The sequence below is a fragment of the Gemmatimonas sp. genome, assembly GCF_044345575.1.
In the GTDB taxonomy this organism is placed as follows: Bacteria; Gemmatimonadota; Gemmatimonadetes; order Gemmatimonadales; family Gemmatimonadaceae; genus Gemmatimonas.
On record NZ_JBIJAW010000056.1, the window covers coordinates 1 to 14,295 of the forward strand.

The window sequence follows — 14,295 nt, forward strand, 5'->3', positions numbered from 1 at the left end:
GGGGAGTGTCCTGCGCGCACCGACCCCACGGGTGGCCACGCGCGTCCGGAACGGAGCCACTCATCGCGCCGTAACACCCTCCTTCGCGGGTGCCCGGTACCGACGAGGCTAAGAGGGAATATCGGTGCGGGGACACGATCCGGCCAACAAGGGTAACCGGCAAACCGCAATTCGACGGATCCGCCGGTTCAGGCGAGCTGTGCCAGCTCGTCACCGACCCGGTCGCGCGTCGCCACCGCGTTCACCGTGATCGCCTCCACCGGGCAGCAGCGGGCGAACGACACGTCCGCCGGGGAAAAGGTGTGCACCATCTTCAGCGGGCGGGCGCGCCGCTGGCCGTCCATCCCCATAAGCGCCGGATAGTGCGCCGCGCACAGGCCGCAGCCGGTGCAGCGATCGTGGTCGACCGCAATCTCCATCTCCTGCCGCGGGAAGATGCCCCCGGGGGCGGCGAGCGCGTCCAGCAGGTGACGCAGCGACTGCCGGGTGGTCTCGTACCCCACCTCGAGCAGTTGCTCCGAGTGGGTGAAGCTGAACCAGCTGATGTGCGACACCTTCGGGCGGATGAGCAGCATTGGCGGCCCGGTCCAGCTGTCGAGCGTCGCCTGCTGCATGGCGTGCATCATCATCGTGGCAGCGCGCATGAAGATGGCGGCGAACCCCTGATCGGCCGCGCCGGCCGTATGGGGGACGTCGGCGATGCCCACGTCCACAGCGATGATTGCATCCACCTCGAGCCCGGCGATGTTCACCGGCAGGTTGTCCATGGTGCCGCCGTCGATGCACACGCGATCGCCCACCAGCCCAGGGGGGAAGAATCCCGGCAGGGCGCACGAGGCATACACGGCATCGCGCACGGGGACGTCGCGGAACCCTGGACGGCCGAAGACCACCGGGGCGCCTCGCTCCAGGTCGACCGCCGACACCAGCAGGCGCTGGCCGAGTTGCTCGAAGGTTCCCTCGCCCACCAGCTCCTCGCACAGGGCGCGGAGCGGGGCCTCGAGATAGATGGCGGGCGACAGCATGCGTTCCATCAGCATGCCCATGTGGTTGATGCGGAAGAGATCCCGGCGCCGCACCCGCAACGCACGCTCGGTTAACTCCTCGGCGGTCCGGCCGCTCGCGGCGGCGGCGGCGATGAGGGCGCCGATGCTGGACCCCGCATACACCTGCGGTTCGATGCCCGCCTCGCGGATGGCCCGCAACGCACCGACATGGGCGAGACCCTTGAGCGCGCCACCGCCCATCACCAGGGCAATACGCGGCACCGCATGGTGCGGGCCGGTGTCGCCCATGGGCACCCGATCATCGGGGACCTCGAAGCGCGTCATATCAGCGAGGCCACCGGTTCATGCGTGTTCCCTCTCGATCGGTAGATTACCGGCATGCGTGTGCTGCTCGTGGAAGACGACGATACGTTGCGGGAAAGCGCAACGGCCTACCTGCGCGCGTCGGGGTTTGCGGTCGATCCCGCCGCCACGGGGAAGATGGCGCGTGAACTGGCGGCCGTCAGCCCTTACGATGCCGTGGTGCTCGATGTGCGCCTCCCGGATGACGACGGCTTCGCGCTGTGCACCACCTTCCGCCACCGGTCGCCGGCGCCACGCATTCTCATGGCCACCGCCCGCGACGGCGTGGAAGACCGCATCGCCGGCCTCGATCTCGGCGCCGACGATTACCTGGTAAAACCCTATGCCATGGGGGAGCTGGTGGCGCGCGTGCGCGCCCTGCTGCGGCGCCCCGACCACGCCGCGCCCACGGTGCTGCGTGTCGCCGATCTCGTGCTCGATCCCGCCACCCGTGAGGCGCGGCGGGGCACACGGCCGGTCAGCCTCACCACCAAGGAGTTCGCCGTACTCGAGGTGCTCATGCGATCGGCCGGGCGCGTACTGACCCGCGAGTACCTCGGCGAGCACGCGTGGGACGACAACTTCGATCCCATGAGCAACGTGATCGACGTGTACATCGCGCGGCTGCGCAAGAAGGTCGATGGCCCGACTGATGATCCGCTCCTGACCACCGTGCGTGGTGCGGGGTACCGTCTGGCCGCGCCGCAACAGCAGTAATGGCCCACCCACCCACCGGGCCCCGGCCACGCATCCGGCTGCGCTTCACGATGCTCTATGCCGCCACGCTGCTGGTGGTGCTGGTGGGGGCCGCTACCGTGGTGCGCTTCGCGCTGCGCGCCACACTCGCACGCGAGTTCGAGGAATCGGTGCGGGCGTCGGCAAGTCTCGTGACCCAGTTCTTTCGCACGGAGGTCAACGAGTATCGCACCATCGAGGCCACGCTCACACACATCTCCGGTGAGTTGGTCTTCGAAGATCGCCTCATCCACTATCGGCTCCCCGACGGCCGCCTGTTTCGCAGCAAGGAGCCTTCGGCGACGCCGCGTGTCGCGACGTTGCGATCGCCGATGCATTCGGTGCGTTTCCCACTCGATGCCGACCTGGCCCCCGGCTGGCAGGTGGAGGTCGATGCAAGCATGGGCAACATGCTCGCGCTTCAGTCGCGCATCGACCGGTGGTTTCTGTTCGGCATTCCATTGTTTGTGCTCACCGCCGCGGTCGCCGGGTGGTGGCTTACCGGCCGGACGCTGCAGCCGGTGGGGGCGATGGCCGACGCCGCCTCGCGCATCGCTCCCGCCAGCGGCGTGCGCTTGCCGGTCACCAATCCCGACGATGAGCTCGGACGACTCGGGACCGGCTTCAACGCCCTCCTCGACCGGCTCGACGGCGCCCTGGCCCAGCAGCGCCAGTTCCTCGCCGATGCCGCCCACGAATTGCGCACGCCGATCGCACGCATGCGCGCCCGCGTGGAGGTTGCCATGCTCCACCCGGTGCAGGCGGCATCTCCCGAGGAACGCACAGCGATCCTCACGGCTCTCGATGCCGAACTGCGGGCCGTGACCCACCAGGTAGACGAGCTGCTGCAACTCGCGCGCGCCGATGCGGCAGGGGACGCGGTAATGGCCAACCTGCAGCCGCTCTATCTCGACGATCTCATCGCCGACGAAATGCCGCGCTGGCAGCCTCAGGCTCAACAACTCGGAGCCACGATTTCCCTCGGAGCCCTCGAGGAAACGCCGGTGCGCGGCGATGCGGTGTTGTTGGCCCGCCTGTCGGGGGGGCTGATGGACAACGCGCTCCGGTACTGCGGTGCACCGGGGGAGGTCCGTGTGTCAGTTCGCCCGGACGGGGCGCGGGCGCTGCTCATTGTGGAAGACAATGGTCCGGGCGTACCGCCGGACGAGCGCGAGCGCGTGTTTGATCGTTTCTACCGCGGGGAAGCGGCCCGTCATCGCCGAGCCGATGGGAGCGGCCTTGGGCTCGCCATCGCTTCGTGGATTGTGCGGCGCCACGGCGGCACGATCAGCGTTGAAGACAGCGAGCTGGGCGGGGCGAAGTTCGTGGTGCGATTGGGGTAGGAGCCCGAAAACTGAGGCTCTCTGCCCCTCAACACACCGGCAGATCGCTCCACTGGGCGGGGGTGCTCGATGGTGCCATATGGCTCGCGCGGCGCCACGCATCGCGCAGCGTGCGCAGGCACTGGGCCGCGCTCACGAAGTCGCGGCCCTCGACGCACTCTTCGCACCACTCGTAGAGCGCATCGAAGCTGCGCGAGGCCGCCGACTCGAGATCCAGCGCGTCGCGCAAGAGGTTGATCGCCTGACGCGCCCCCACATAATCGAATGTCTCGCAGGCGCGGATGGCACGGTCATATGCGCGCATCAGCAACGCGAGGGGATCGGGCGCCTGGCGATCGGCTTCGATCACCGCGTTAGCGAACAGGGGCGTGGGAGCAGGCACGGCGGGGGGAGCTGGAGTAATCGTCCGGCGGCGACGTCACAAGCGATCGTCGTCGCCTCTCCATTTACATCGGCCCCGGCCGCCGAATTCTTGACTTCGAAATTGTACGAAGGTGTGACCCGGCACACGGTTTCCCACCCGCTTCGTCCCACCCGCCGCGATGCGTGACACCCGTGTCCGCGGATCGAACGGTTCCGCCGCCGGCGCCTGAGCGGGCCGACATATTCACGCAGCGTTCATGCGGGACGCGTAGCTTCGCGACCATGCACGCTCCCCGTATTCTCGCCGCGCTGGCGCTCCCTGCGGTGGTCCTGAGTTCAGCCCCCTTGGCGCGACTCGACGCCCAGTCGCCCATCGATCTCCGGGCGGCGCTCGCAACCGCTCGCAGCGCCGGACCGCTCCGCCAGATTGTCGATGCACGCCGTCAGGTGGCCCTCGGGCAGGTCGGCGAACAGACCCAGTGGGCCAACCCGTCGCTCGAATGGCGGCGGGAAAACCTCGGTAGTCCGCTCCAGCCCGATATCTTCGCCACGCTCTACGTACCGTGGGACCTTTCGGGGCGCCGCCTCGCCCTCCGGCAGGTGGCCTCGGCCGGCAAGGCCCGGATTGCCGGCGATGCCACCACCGATGTCCGGGACGCGGAACTGCAGGTGGCGCGGGCGTGGCTGCGGGCCGCCGTGGCCAGTGGATCCCTGGAGATCGCCACTCAGCAGTATGATGCCCTGCGCGAGATCGCCCGAGTCGATGCCGAACGGCTGCGCGAAGGGTTGGTGAGCGAGGCCGTGGGGCTGCGCACCTCGCTCGAGGCCGACCGCGCGCGGGTGGCGCTGGTGACAGCACGCAACGAAGCGGCCATGGCACAGGCCGATCTCGCGCGCCTGCTGGGCCTCGCCGAGGGCGCGCCGGTGTCGTTGGCGACGCTGACGGCCCCCACCCTCCCGCTGTCGCCCGACACCGCCGTGGCCGTGGCGGGTGCCGTCGCCCGGCGGCCCGATGTGCAGGCACGGGAGGCCGGGGTGCGCGAAGCGCAGCGACGGCTCGCCGCCGAGCAGCGGGGGGCGTTCGGTGAGGTGCAGTTGCAGGGCGGCACCAAGGAAACCGGCGGATTCATGACGGGGCAGGTGGGGCTCGCGATGCCCATGCCCTTCTTCAATCGCAACAGTGGTGCCCGGCAGCGCGCGGCGGGACAGCTGGCGGAGGCCCGCATCCAGCGCGACGACCTGCGACGGGTCATACGCGCGGGGGTCGTGAACGCGCTGGCGCACTATCAGGACGTGCGCGCTGCAGCCAGCGATGCGGCCACGTTCGGTGTGCGCGGCCGTGAGGTCGCGCGCATCGCGCGCCTTTCGTACCGCGAAGGCCACGCCACCCTGACGGAATTGCTGGATGCCGAGCGCGCCGCGGCCGACGCCATGCACCAGCACCTGCGCTGGGCGGCCGACGCCTGGCTCGCGCGCCTCGAACTCGAACGCACGCTGGGCGCGAGGCTCGATGCCGAAAGCCCGCTCGACCTGCCCGTGCTCGCTCAGACCCCCTCCGGCGAATGATCACCATGTCTGTTTTCTCCGCGTTCCCGTCGCGCACCGTGCTGCGCCTCGTTCTCGGTACCGCCGGTCTGTCGCTTGCCGCGTGCGGTGGGGCGAGCGATGGGGCCGCTGACGGTGCGGGCGAGCCGTCGGCCACCGCCGACATGCTCGATACGGCTACGTTGTCGGCTGATGCCGTGAAGATTGCCGGCTTCGTGGTGGACACGGCCCGCACCCAACCGTGGCAGGCCAGTCTCACGGTGCCCGGGCGCCTCGAGTTGGATCCGAATGCCCTCGAGACCATCGGCTCCATCACGGAGGGACGGATCACCCACGTGACCGTGCGGGTGGGCGATCGCGTGAGCGCCGGTCAGGCGCTGGTCATGATACACAGCCACGAGATCATGGACGCCCGCAGCGCCCTCAAGTCGAGTACGGCGCACGTGACCGCGATGCAGGCGGAACGCGATCTCACCGTGACGGCCGCCGGCCGGGCGCAGCGCCTATTCGACAACAAGGCCATGTCCCGCGCCGAACTCGAGCGGGCACAGGTTGCCCGACGGGTGGCAGAGTCCAACCTCGAGCAAGCGGAGGCCGAGCGTGACCGGGCCGATGCGCTGGTGGAGCATCTGGCCGGCAAGGGACCGCTGCCCGCGGGCGCGGACGAGCACGATGTGATCGTCCGCACGCCGATCGGCGGGGTGGTCACGGGCCGTGAAGCGCAGCCCGGGACGGTGGTGCTGCCGGGCACACCGCTCGTGACGGTAGGTAGCCCCGATCGCCTGCAGCTCGAAATGCATGTGCCTGAGCAGCAATCGGCTGGAATCGACATCGGGGCCAGCGTACGCTACGCGCTCACCGATCGTCCGGAGCAGTTCTTCGATGCCACCGTGATTCGGGTGGCGCCAACGGTGGATACGCTCACGCGTACGGTGCAGATCGTCGCGCAGCTGAAGGGGAAGCCGGCGGGGCGCGCAGAGACGTTCGTGCAGGCCACCATCCGCGGACGCGGCACCACCGCGGCGCTGGTCGTCCCCGCGACGGCGGTGCAGGCGCTCGAGGGGGACACGGTGGTATTCGTCGCCGAACCTCGCGGGGAGGGGATGCAGGTGAAGGCCACGCCGGTGCGCATCGGCCGCCGCTCTGCGGAACAGGCGGAAGTGCTCGCCGGGCTCGATGCGGGGAAGGCCGTCGTGGTGCGCGGGGCCGCGATCGCCAAGGCCGAGCTGCTCAAGCGACGCAGTGGCGGCGGAGAGTAGTTCATGAAAGCCCTCATCCACTTCGCGCTCAGGCGGCGCGGCACGATCGTGGGGCTCACGCTCGCGATCATGGCCGCGGGGCTGTACGCGCTGCAGCACATTCCATTCGACGCCTTCCCCGATCTCACCGGCACCCGCGTCGAGGTGATCACTGTGGCGCCGGGAATGGCGCCCGAGGAGGTGGAGCGCCTCGTCACGTATCCCATTGAATCGAGTTTGATGGGCGTGCCGGGTGCCGAAGGGGTGCGCTCGGTGTCGAAGTTCGGCCTGTCGCTGGTGGTGGTGCCGTTTCCCGACAACGTCGATGTGTACTTCGCACGGCAGTTGGTGCAGCAGCGATTGAGTGACGCGAAGGGAGCGCTCCCTGCCGGGGTGGAACCGGCCTTGGGGCCCGTCTCCACGCCAATGGGCGAGCTGTATCAATACGTGCTCACCAGCGACTCCCTGTCGCTCACCGAGCTCAAGACACTGCACGATTACGTGGTGCGCCCGCGGCTGCGCACCGTGCCGGGTGTGAGCGAAGTCAATTCGTGGGGTGGGCTGACCGAGCGGGTGGAAGTCGTGGTGGATCCGGTCCGTCTCGCCGGCTACCAGCACACGGTCGTGGATGTGCACGACGCCCTGGCGAAGAACACACTCGCCTTTGGCGGCAGCTATCTGGAGCAGGGCGGTGAACGCTACACCTTGCGCGGCCTCGGCCGGGTGGAGAACGCGGCCGAGGTAGAGCGGGTGGTGATCGGCTCCCACCGCGGCGCACCGGTGCGCGTGGGCGATGTGGCGTCGGTGAAGCTGGGCGCCCTGCCACGCAACGGAGCGGTCACCAAGGACGGTGAAGGTGAAGTCGTGAGCGGTATGGTGCTCAAGCTCAAGGGCGCCGATTCCCGCCAAGTGATCGAGGATGTGCGGGCACGCATGGAGGAGATCAAGAAGGCGCTGCCCGCTCACGTGAAGGTCGTACCGTTCTACGATCAGACCGATCTGGTGGCGCGCACCACCAACACGATCGTCAAGAACCTCATCGAAGGCGGCCTGCTCGTCATCGCGGTGCTCTTCCTCTTCCTGCGGAACGTGCGCGCGGCACTCATCGTGGCGTCGGTCATCCCCATCTCGATGCTCATGGCCTTCATCGGCATGGCGCTCTTCGGGTACAGCGCCAACCTCATGAGCCTTGGCGCGCTGGACTTCGGGCTCATCGTGGACGCGTCGGTGGTGATGGTCGAAGGGTTCATCAGGCGCATGGAAGCCAACCGCGACATGCACAAGGCGACGCTGTTCGAGAAGGCGGCGGTGGAGGTTGGGCGCCCCATCCTGTTCGGTATCGCCATCATCGTGGCGGTGTACATCCCGATCTTCACGCTCGACGGGATGGAAGGGCGCATGTTCAAGCCAATGGCCTTCACGGTGGTATGCGCCGTGCTCGGCTCGCTGCTCCTCGCGCTCACGTATGTGCCGGCGATTTCCAGCTGGGCGTTGCGTGAGGGCCACGGTGAGCCGGCACAGTGGATGGTGAACCTCACGGCCAGCTATCGCCGCATGCTGCGCCGCGTGTTGCACGCGCCGCAGCCGGTGCTCGCCACGAGCGCCGTGCTGGTCGTGGCGTCGGTGTGGTCGATGCTGCACATCGGCACCGAGTTCATGCCCAAGCTCGACGAAGGATCCATTCTCATTACCACGCGGCGCATGCCCAGCGTGGATCTGGCCGACGCCACGCGTCTCTCGCTCGCGGCCGAGAAGATCGTGAAGCAGTTCCCCGAGGTGATCACGACGGTCACGAAGGAGGGGCGTCCCGATCTGGCCACCGAGGCCATGGGGCTCTTCGAAGGGGACATGTACGTGATCCTCAAGCCGCGCGACGAGTGGACGAGCGCTACGAGTTCCGAGGAACTCGTCACCAAGTTCGACTCGGCGCTCCGCGTGGTACCGGGCCTCGAGGTGTCGTTCACCCAGCCGCTCGCCATGCGCCTCGACGAAGCCGAGAGCGGGATCAAGACCGACCTCGGCGTGAAGGTGGTGGGCCCCGATCTCGAGCAGAACGAGGCGATCGCCGAGAAGATCCGTCGGGTGATTGCCACCGTGCCTGGGAGCGCCGACGTGGCCGTGGAGGTGGCAGAGGGGAGCGGTCAGGTGCGCATGCAGATCCGTCGCGAAGCGCTCGCCCAGTATGGGCTCTCCGTGGCGGATGTGCGTGATGCCATCGACCTCGCCATGGGTTCGCAGAAGGCAGCGGAACTCATCGACGGATTCCGGCGCATCGACATTGTCGTGCGGATGCCCGAGGCCTACCGCGCCGATGCCGCGGCAGTCGGCCGGCTTACGATCCGTGCACCTGGCGGTGAGCTGCTGCCGCTCACCGCCGTGGCTGATGTGCAGAGTACCACCGGACCGGAGCTTATCGGGCACGAGGACGCCCAGCGTCGCTCCCTCGTGTTGAGTAATGTGCGGGGCCGGGATCTCGGCAGCTTCGTGCAGGAGGTGCGCGCGCGGGTCGCGCGGGACGTGACACTGCCGGCGGGGGTATTTCTCGAGTGGGGCGGGCAGTATGAGAATCAGCAGCGCGCGATGAGTCGCCTCACCGTGGTGGTGCCGCTCGCGCTGGCGCTCATCTTCGGGCTGCTCTACCTGTCATTCCGGTCGGTAAGCCAGGCGGTCCTCGTGCTTTCCAACGTGCCGTTCGCCCTCGTGGGGGGCATTGCAGCGCTGTGGCTGCGCAGTCTCAATCTCAGTCTCTCGGCGAGCATCGGCTTCATCGCGCTGTTCGGCATCGCGGTACTGAACGGCGTGGTGATGGTGGAGCATCTCAACCACATGCGGCACGCGCACGAGGGTGAGGAGGAGACCGTGGACGCCAGGGTGGAGCGTGGCGCCGCCGATCGTTTGCGCCCGGTGCTCATGACGGCGCTGGTGGCGAGTCTCGGGTTCGTTCCTATGGCGCTCAGCACGAGTCCCGGCAGCGAAGTGCAGCGCCCGTTGGCCAGCGTGGTCATCGGCGGTCTCGTGACCAGCACGGTGCTCACGTTGTTCGTGCTGCCGGTGCTGTACGCGTGGCTCGAAGGGCGGAAGGCGAGAGGGGCGAGGTCGGCGGCCTGAGAGACCGGGATCCGACCTCGGTTGCCTCACTTGAGGAACTTGTAGAGTCCCCACAACCCCGCGCCGGCCGAGCCGAGCATCACGAGGGTACCGGCATCGCCACCGATCACGGCGCCTACGAGGAGTCCGACGCCGCCCACGATCATGAGGGCCCGATTCTCCGACGTGTCGCCTCTCGGTGACCGGGGAGCAGGGGCGGGGAGCGTGCGTGTACGGAGTGCGACCATCTGGGCACCGGCTACCGGGCCGATCGTGGCCGCCTGCGCGGCGGGCGCAGGGGCGGAGTCGGGCACGGCCATGAGTGGTCGCGAAGGCGTGCCGATGGGCGCATCGGGCGTGGTCTGGCCCTGCACGCTTGCCGGACTCAGCAGGAGTACGGGAATCATCAGGTGCGAAACGGAACGGCGCATCGTGAACGTCCTTGTGAAGGTCGGGAGAAAGTACCACCGGACGCCACGCGGTGTGCCACGCACCGAGTGCGACCCGCGTCGACGTGGGACGGGATGCCTCGTGCGGGTGACGTCTGGCGTGACGGCCCTTTGGGCGCCAACTTCTGGTGTTCCTTCGAGTCCCCTTGCCCCTGAAGACGACGATGAGCCTCCAGCCTCCCAAGAAGCTGCGCAAGCAGTTCACCAACGCGACGCACCCGCTGATCGTGCTCAAGTTCGAGAGCGGTCACCAGATCAAGGTCTACCAGAACGAAGGCAAGGAGTTCGATGCCTATGCCGGTGAGACCGTCAAGCTCCTCGCGGTCAACGACCCCACGTCGAGCGACTGGGAACTGCTCGAGGATCGCAAGGCCGACGCGTTCGACGACGCGACGAGCTGAATCGCGCGGTTCCACCGTGTGACACAACATGCGCGGTGCACACCATGGGCGGCTGTTGCCCCGGTGTGCACCGCGCTGTAGTATGGCCCTTGTGAGTCCTGTCCCACGGCGCCCTCGCAGTACTGCTGTCGTCGCGGCCGCGCGTGAGCGCGGCGGCGCGGTCGTCGCCCTCGAAAGCTCGGTGCTGGCGCAGGGGCTGCTGCCCCCGCACAATCGCGAAGCCGCCGAGCGCATGATGCGTGCGGTCGAGGCGGCTGGAGCGACGCCGGTCGTCACGGCCATCGTACGCGGTGAGCCGTGGTTCGGTCTCGAACCCGATGCGCTGGAACGCTTCCTCGCCCGCGACGGCGTGCGTAAGGTGTCGGCGCGCGATCTTGGCGTGGCGATGGCTGATGGCGCCGATGGCGCGACCACCGTGGCCGCTACGCTGGCCCTCTGTGCGTTGGGTGGTCTCGAAGTGTTCGCGACCGGGGGGATCGGCGGTGTTCACCGTGATGCGCCCTTCGACGAGTCGGCCGATCTCGTGGAACTGGCCCGTACGCCGGTCATCGTGACCTGCGCCGGCGCCAAGTCCATTCTCGACCTGCCAGCCACTCTGGAACGCCTGGAAACGCTTGGCGTGCCGGTGGTCGGCTATGGCACCGACGAGCTGCCCGGGTTTTTCTCCGTTACGACGGGCCTCCGCCTCTCCGCGCGGCTCGACACGCCGCAGGCCATCGCGCGGGCGTGGAAGGCCCACCGGTCCCTTGGACGCACCAGTGCCATGTTGGTCGTGCAACCTCCGCCGGCCGACCATGCGGTGCCGGTGGACGTCGTGGAACGGGCCACGCAGGCCGCCCTCGCCGCGGCGCGTGCGGCGGGCATTCGTGGGGCGGCCGTCACGCCGTTCCTCCTCGCCGACATCCAGCAGCGGACCGCCGGACGGTCGGTGCAGGCCAACCTCGCCTTGCTCGAAAACAACGCCCGCCTCGCCGGTCAGATTGCGGCCGCGCTGCAGTCCTGACGCTCCCCTTCACCCTACCGCCCGCCGCGGTGGCCCCCGTGTTGTACTGGTACACCAAACTGTCGGTCCAGCGTTGAACGAAAGCCGTCGATCACGGTACTATCCGGTAACCCGCTCGATCCGGAGGCCAGTCTCGCAATGACCAACCCGTTCCTGAGTTCCGAGGAATACGACGAGCGCGCCCATGCCCTCTACGACGAGGGGCAGTACGACGAGGCGCTCGCGTTGCTGCGCGAAGGACTCGCGCTGTACCCGTCGGCGGTGGAGCTGCACGTCGGGGCCGGCTACGCGCGTCTCGCACGCGACGAATTCATGTGGGCGCGCCGCAGCTTCGAGGAAGCGCTCACGCTCGACCCCGAACACGAGGACGCCCTCGCCGGCCTGGGCGAAGTGCTGCTCAAATTCGGTCAGGTCGAAGCGGGGCTGCGGGCCTATGAGCGCACCATCGAACTCGGCTACGAGGACGATGTCGACCTCATGCTGCAGATCGGCCGCGCACTCTTCCGCGAAGGCTACGTCGAGCAGTCGCTCGCCTACTTCGAGCGGGCGGTCCAGCACGCCGACGACTCGGCCGAAGCCGTGGCGTGCATCGGGTACGCGCAGCACCGGCTCGGCAACGATGTCGAGGCCATGGTGGCGTTGCGCCGTGCCCTCACGGTGGATCCGCAGTTCGCCGAAGCGCGCGTGTATCTCGCCAACCTGCTGTACGATGCGGGCGATCTGGACGCGGCGCTGCTCGAGTTCGAGAAGACCTCGCCGGAGGATCATTGGGACGAGCTTGGCATCTGGCGCCTGATCGAACTCAAGAAGTCGGTGTACAAGCTCAAGGACAACGACGGAGAGCTCAAGCCGTGGGAAGCGCGGCTCGTGGAGCTCGCCGGCGAAACCGATGCCATCGACGAACTGCTCGCAGAAGTGGAGCAAGCGGCGATGGAAGCAGACGAGGCTGCCCATGCCACCGAGCAGGGGCAGCTCGAAACCCTCGGCTCGCTGCTGACCGGCCTTGTCGGTCAGCAGCAGGGCGGGGAACACAGCAGCGATTCTGAGTCGGTGGCCGAGCAGGCAGGGGCACCGGCCAACACGCACGACGGGTCGTCCACCGACGTGCTCATGGCAGACTCCGACACGCATCGCGTGATCATGCGTGACGGCACGGTGTTCGAAGGCAGCTGGGAAGAGATCGTGCAGGCGCTGCGCGATGCGCGCGATGCCGGTCGTCCCCTCGACGAATACATGGCCATCGAGGCGCGTCGGTTCTACGGCGCGACCGGTATGCGCGTGGCCTCGCACGCTCCCGAAGCCTTCATTCGGGGCAGTGCCGACGCGGGCATGTTGCGCATCGTCCGCTGAGCGGTTTCGCTCGGCCGGTGACGCCGGGGACCGCTCGATGATTGCAGTCTCCCCACGTCCGATCGCATGTCCATGACCGCTGCAGACGACACGATTCACGCCGACGCTCGCGCCGCACTCGATGCGGCGCGCGTCGTCTTCAGCCCCGACCGCGCTGCAACCGCGGCGGCGTTATGGAGTGCGGCGCAGGATCTCCTGCAACGGCTGATCGCTCGACCGGAACTCACCGGACAGGCATTGGTGGGGGAAGTCCGCCGCCTCGGGCGCCTCACGCTCAGTGATGCCCACGCCCTTGTGGCGCTTGCCGCGTGGGCCGATCGGGCCACCGGTGCAGCGAGCAACGAGGCGGAACAGCTCATCGTGCGTGAAGCCTGGATAGCGCTCGATCATGCGGCATCGCCGCCAATGACGGCTCCCGCGACGCAGGCCGCGCCGTCGCCCAGTGTGCCGGCCGCCGCGGGCGCCGCCGACCGCCTGCGAGCGCTTCCCGATGACACGAGCGTACCGGCCCCCACTTCGCACCGACGGCGACCCCTGGTGCGGCTGGGTGCACTCACCCTGCTGCTGGCCGCACTCGGCGGTGGATCGTGGTGGTGGTTTGCCGGCCGCGCCGATCGCATACTCGAGCGCGGAGTCGAAGCGTATCAACGCGGCGCCCGTGAAGTCGCACGCGTAGCCTTCGCCGAATCCGCGCGGCTCGATCCCAACGATGCACGACCGCTCGTGTACCTCGGTCGCATGTCACGCGAAGATGGTGACCTCGCACGGGCGCGACGGTTGCTCACCACGGCGGTGCGCGTGGCGCCGGGCAGTGCCATCGCCAATCGCGAGCTGGCAGCGTTAATGCTTGCCGACGGCCAGCCGGAGATCGCGCGTCGTTTCTACGTGCGTGCCTTGGAGATCGACCCGGCCGACCGCAGCGCTCAGGGATTTCTCGGCTGCGCCCTCGCCAAGCTGAACCGCACCGACGAAGCCCGCCGCTGGTTCGAGCGCGCCGGTCCCGGTGATTGGCAACGCTGCTCCCCCTTTTCTCGCGTTCTCGCCTCCCTGTCTCCGCACACCGAATGACCGACACGCTACTCCGCCCCAGTGACGCGCTTGCGCTGCACCACGACACGTATCGTGAAGTGCTGCCGAACGGCCTCACGCTGCTCGTGCGCCGCGACACGTCGGCGCCGGTGGTGGCGATCGTCACGCATGTGAAGGCCGGCTACTTCGACGAGACCGACGACATCGTCGGAATCGCGCACGTGCTCGAACACATGTTCTTCAAGGGCACGCCCACTCGTGGCGTAGGACAGATCGCGCGGGAAACGAAGGCGAACGGTGGCTACCTGAATGCGCACACCATCTACGATCACACGAGCTACTACACCGTGTTGCCGTCGTCGGGGTTCGTGCCGGGGCTCGAGATTCAGTTCGACGCGTATGC

The 14,295-nt window shown here is 68.1% G+C and carries 13 protein-coding genes; 10 read left to right on the plus strand and 3 right to left on the minus strand.

The genetic code is table 11. From position 1 onward, the window contains the following. Positions 1-188: 188 nt before the first annotated feature. Entirely contained in the window at positions 189-1,331 is a 1,143-nt protein-coding gene (locus tag ACIQ6O_RS05500; protein WP_396206779.1) for a patatin-like phospholipase family protein, read from the minus strand. A 54-nt stretch (positions 1,332-1,385) separates the two neighbouring features. Here ACIQ6O_RS05500 and ACIQ6O_RS05505 point away from each other — a divergent pair, with 54 nt between their 5' ends. Both ACIQ6O_RS05505 and ACIQ6O_RS05510 read left to right on the plus strand, forming a co-directional pair. Further along, positions 1,386-2,066 carry a response regulator transcription factor gene (locus ACIQ6O_RS05505; protein WP_396206780.1) on the plus strand — a complete coding sequence of 227 codons (681 nt, stop codon included), beginning with the start codon at positions 1,386-1,388 and terminating at the stop codon, positions 2,064-2,066. After that, complete coding sequence (locus tag ACIQ6O_RS05510) at positions 2,066-3,427, plus strand: sensor histidine kinase (protein WP_396206781.1); 1,362 nt, start codon at positions 2,066-2,068, stop codon at positions 3,425-3,427. Before ACIQ6O_RS05505 ends, ACIQ6O_RS05510 begins: the two co-directional genes overlap by 1 nt. 28 nt (positions 3,428-3,455) lie before the next feature. Here the strand turns inward: ACIQ6O_RS05510 and ACIQ6O_RS05515 are convergent, their stop codons facing one another. Continuing rightward, complete coding sequence (locus ACIQ6O_RS05515) at positions 3,456-3,809, minus strand: hypothetical protein (RefSeq protein ID WP_396206782.1); 354 nt, start codon at positions 3,807-3,809, stop codon at positions 3,456-3,458. A gap of 263 nt (positions 3,810-4,072) precedes the next feature. Here ACIQ6O_RS05515 and ACIQ6O_RS05520 point away from each other — a divergent pair, with 263 nt between their 5' ends. From ACIQ6O_RS05520 to ACIQ6O_RS05530, 3 genes are read left to right on the plus strand one after another with little or no spacing between them, the layout of a single operon-like run. Further along, complete coding sequence (locus tag ACIQ6O_RS05520; protein ID WP_396206783.1) at positions 4,073-5,356, plus strand: TolC family protein; 1,284 nt, start codon at positions 4,073-4,075, stop codon at positions 5,354-5,356. A gap of 5 nt (positions 5,357-5,361) precedes the next feature. After that, a complete protein-coding gene (locus tag ACIQ6O_RS05525; protein WP_396206784.1) occupies positions 5,362-6,594 on the plus strand; it encodes an efflux RND transporter periplasmic adaptor subunit in 1,233 nt (410 codons plus the stop codon). Between the two features lie 3 nt (positions 6,595-6,597). Then, positions 6,598-9,681, plus strand: coding sequence for an efflux RND transporter permease subunit (locus ACIQ6O_RS05530; protein ID WP_396206785.1), 3,084 nt, complete (start codon positions 6,598-6,600; stop codon positions 9,679-9,681). 26 nt (positions 9,682-9,707) lie between these two features. Here ACIQ6O_RS05530 and ACIQ6O_RS05535 read toward each other — a convergent pair whose 3' ends face one another. Then, positions 9,708-10,067 carry a hypothetical protein gene (locus tag ACIQ6O_RS05535; RefSeq protein ID WP_396206786.1) on the minus strand — a complete coding sequence of 120 codons (360 nt, stop codon included), beginning with the start codon at positions 10,065-10,067 and terminating at the stop codon, positions 9,708-9,710. 206 nt (positions 10,068-10,273) lie between these two features. Here ACIQ6O_RS05535 and ACIQ6O_RS05540 point away from each other — a divergent pair, with 206 nt between their 5' ends. From ACIQ6O_RS05540 to ACIQ6O_RS05560, 5 genes are all read left to right on the plus strand, one after another. Then, positions 10,274-10,510 (plus strand): hypothetical protein, encoded by a 237-nt coding sequence (locus ACIQ6O_RS05540; protein WP_396206787.1) that lies wholly within the window; start codon positions 10,274-10,276, stop codon positions 10,508-10,510. A gap of 91 nt (positions 10,511-10,601) precedes the next feature. Further along, positions 10,602-11,513, plus strand: coding sequence for a pseudouridine-5'-phosphate glycosidase (locus tag ACIQ6O_RS05545; RefSeq protein ID WP_396206788.1), 912 nt, complete (start codon positions 10,602-10,604; stop codon positions 11,511-11,513). A gap of 138 nt (positions 11,514-11,651) precedes the next feature. Beyond that, a complete protein-coding gene (locus ACIQ6O_RS05550) occupies positions 11,652-12,863 on the plus strand; it encodes a tetratricopeptide repeat protein (RefSeq protein WP_396206789.1) in 1,212 nt (403 codons plus the stop codon). 72 nt (positions 12,864-12,935) lie between these two features. Further along, positions 12,936-13,931: a tetratricopeptide repeat protein gene (locus ACIQ6O_RS05555; RefSeq protein ID WP_396206790.1), complete on the plus strand. Its 996-nt coding sequence runs from the start codon at positions 12,936-12,938 to the stop codon at positions 13,929-13,931. Continuing rightward, the coding region (locus tag ACIQ6O_RS05560) for a M16 family metallopeptidase (protein WP_396206791.1) at positions 13,928-14,295 on the plus strand (368 nt) is incomplete at its 3' end. The genes ACIQ6O_RS05555 and ACIQ6O_RS05560, both read left to right, overlap by 4 nt.

What these genes read in the sequence shown, in the direction of transcription:
- ACIQ6O_RS05500 (WP_396206779.1), bottom strand. Translation starts at nt 1,331, where the DNA reads ATGACGCGCTTCGAGGTCCCCGATGATCGGGTGCCCATGGGCGACACC.
- ACIQ6O_RS05505 (WP_396206780.1), top strand. Translation starts at nt 1,386, where the DNA reads ATGCGTGTGCTGCTCGTGGAAGACGACGATACGTTGCGGGAAAGCGCA.
- ACIQ6O_RS05510 (WP_396206781.1), top strand. Translation starts at nt 2,066, where the DNA reads ATGGCCCACCCACCCACCGGGCCCCGGCCACGCATCCGGCTGCGCTTC.
- ACIQ6O_RS05520 (WP_396206783.1), top strand. Translation starts at nt 4,073, where the DNA reads ATGCACGCTCCCCGTATTCTCGCCGCGCTGGCGCTCCCTGCGGTGGTC.
- ACIQ6O_RS05525 (WP_396206784.1), top strand. Translation starts at nt 5,362, where the DNA reads ATGTCTGTTTTCTCCGCGTTCCCGTCGCGCACCGTGCTGCGCCTCGTT.
- ACIQ6O_RS05530 (WP_396206785.1), top strand. Translation starts at nt 6,598, where the DNA reads ATGAAAGCCCTCATCCACTTCGCGCTCAGGCGGCGCGGCACGATCGTG.
- ACIQ6O_RS05535 (WP_396206786.1), bottom strand. Translation starts at nt 10,067, where the DNA reads ATGATTCCCGTACTCCTGCTGAGTCCGGCAAGCGTGCAGGGCCAGACC.
- ACIQ6O_RS05540 (WP_396206787.1), top strand. Translation starts at nt 10,274, where the DNA reads ATGAGCCTCCAGCCTCCCAAGAAGCTGCGCAAGCAGTTCACCAACGCG.
- ACIQ6O_RS05550 (WP_396206789.1), top strand. Translation starts at nt 11,652, where the DNA reads ATGACCAACCCGTTCCTGAGTTCCGAGGAATACGACGAGCGCGCCCAT.
- ACIQ6O_RS05555 (WP_396206790.1), top strand. Translation starts at nt 12,936, where the DNA reads ATGACCGCTGCAGACGACACGATTCACGCCGACGCTCGCGCCGCACTC.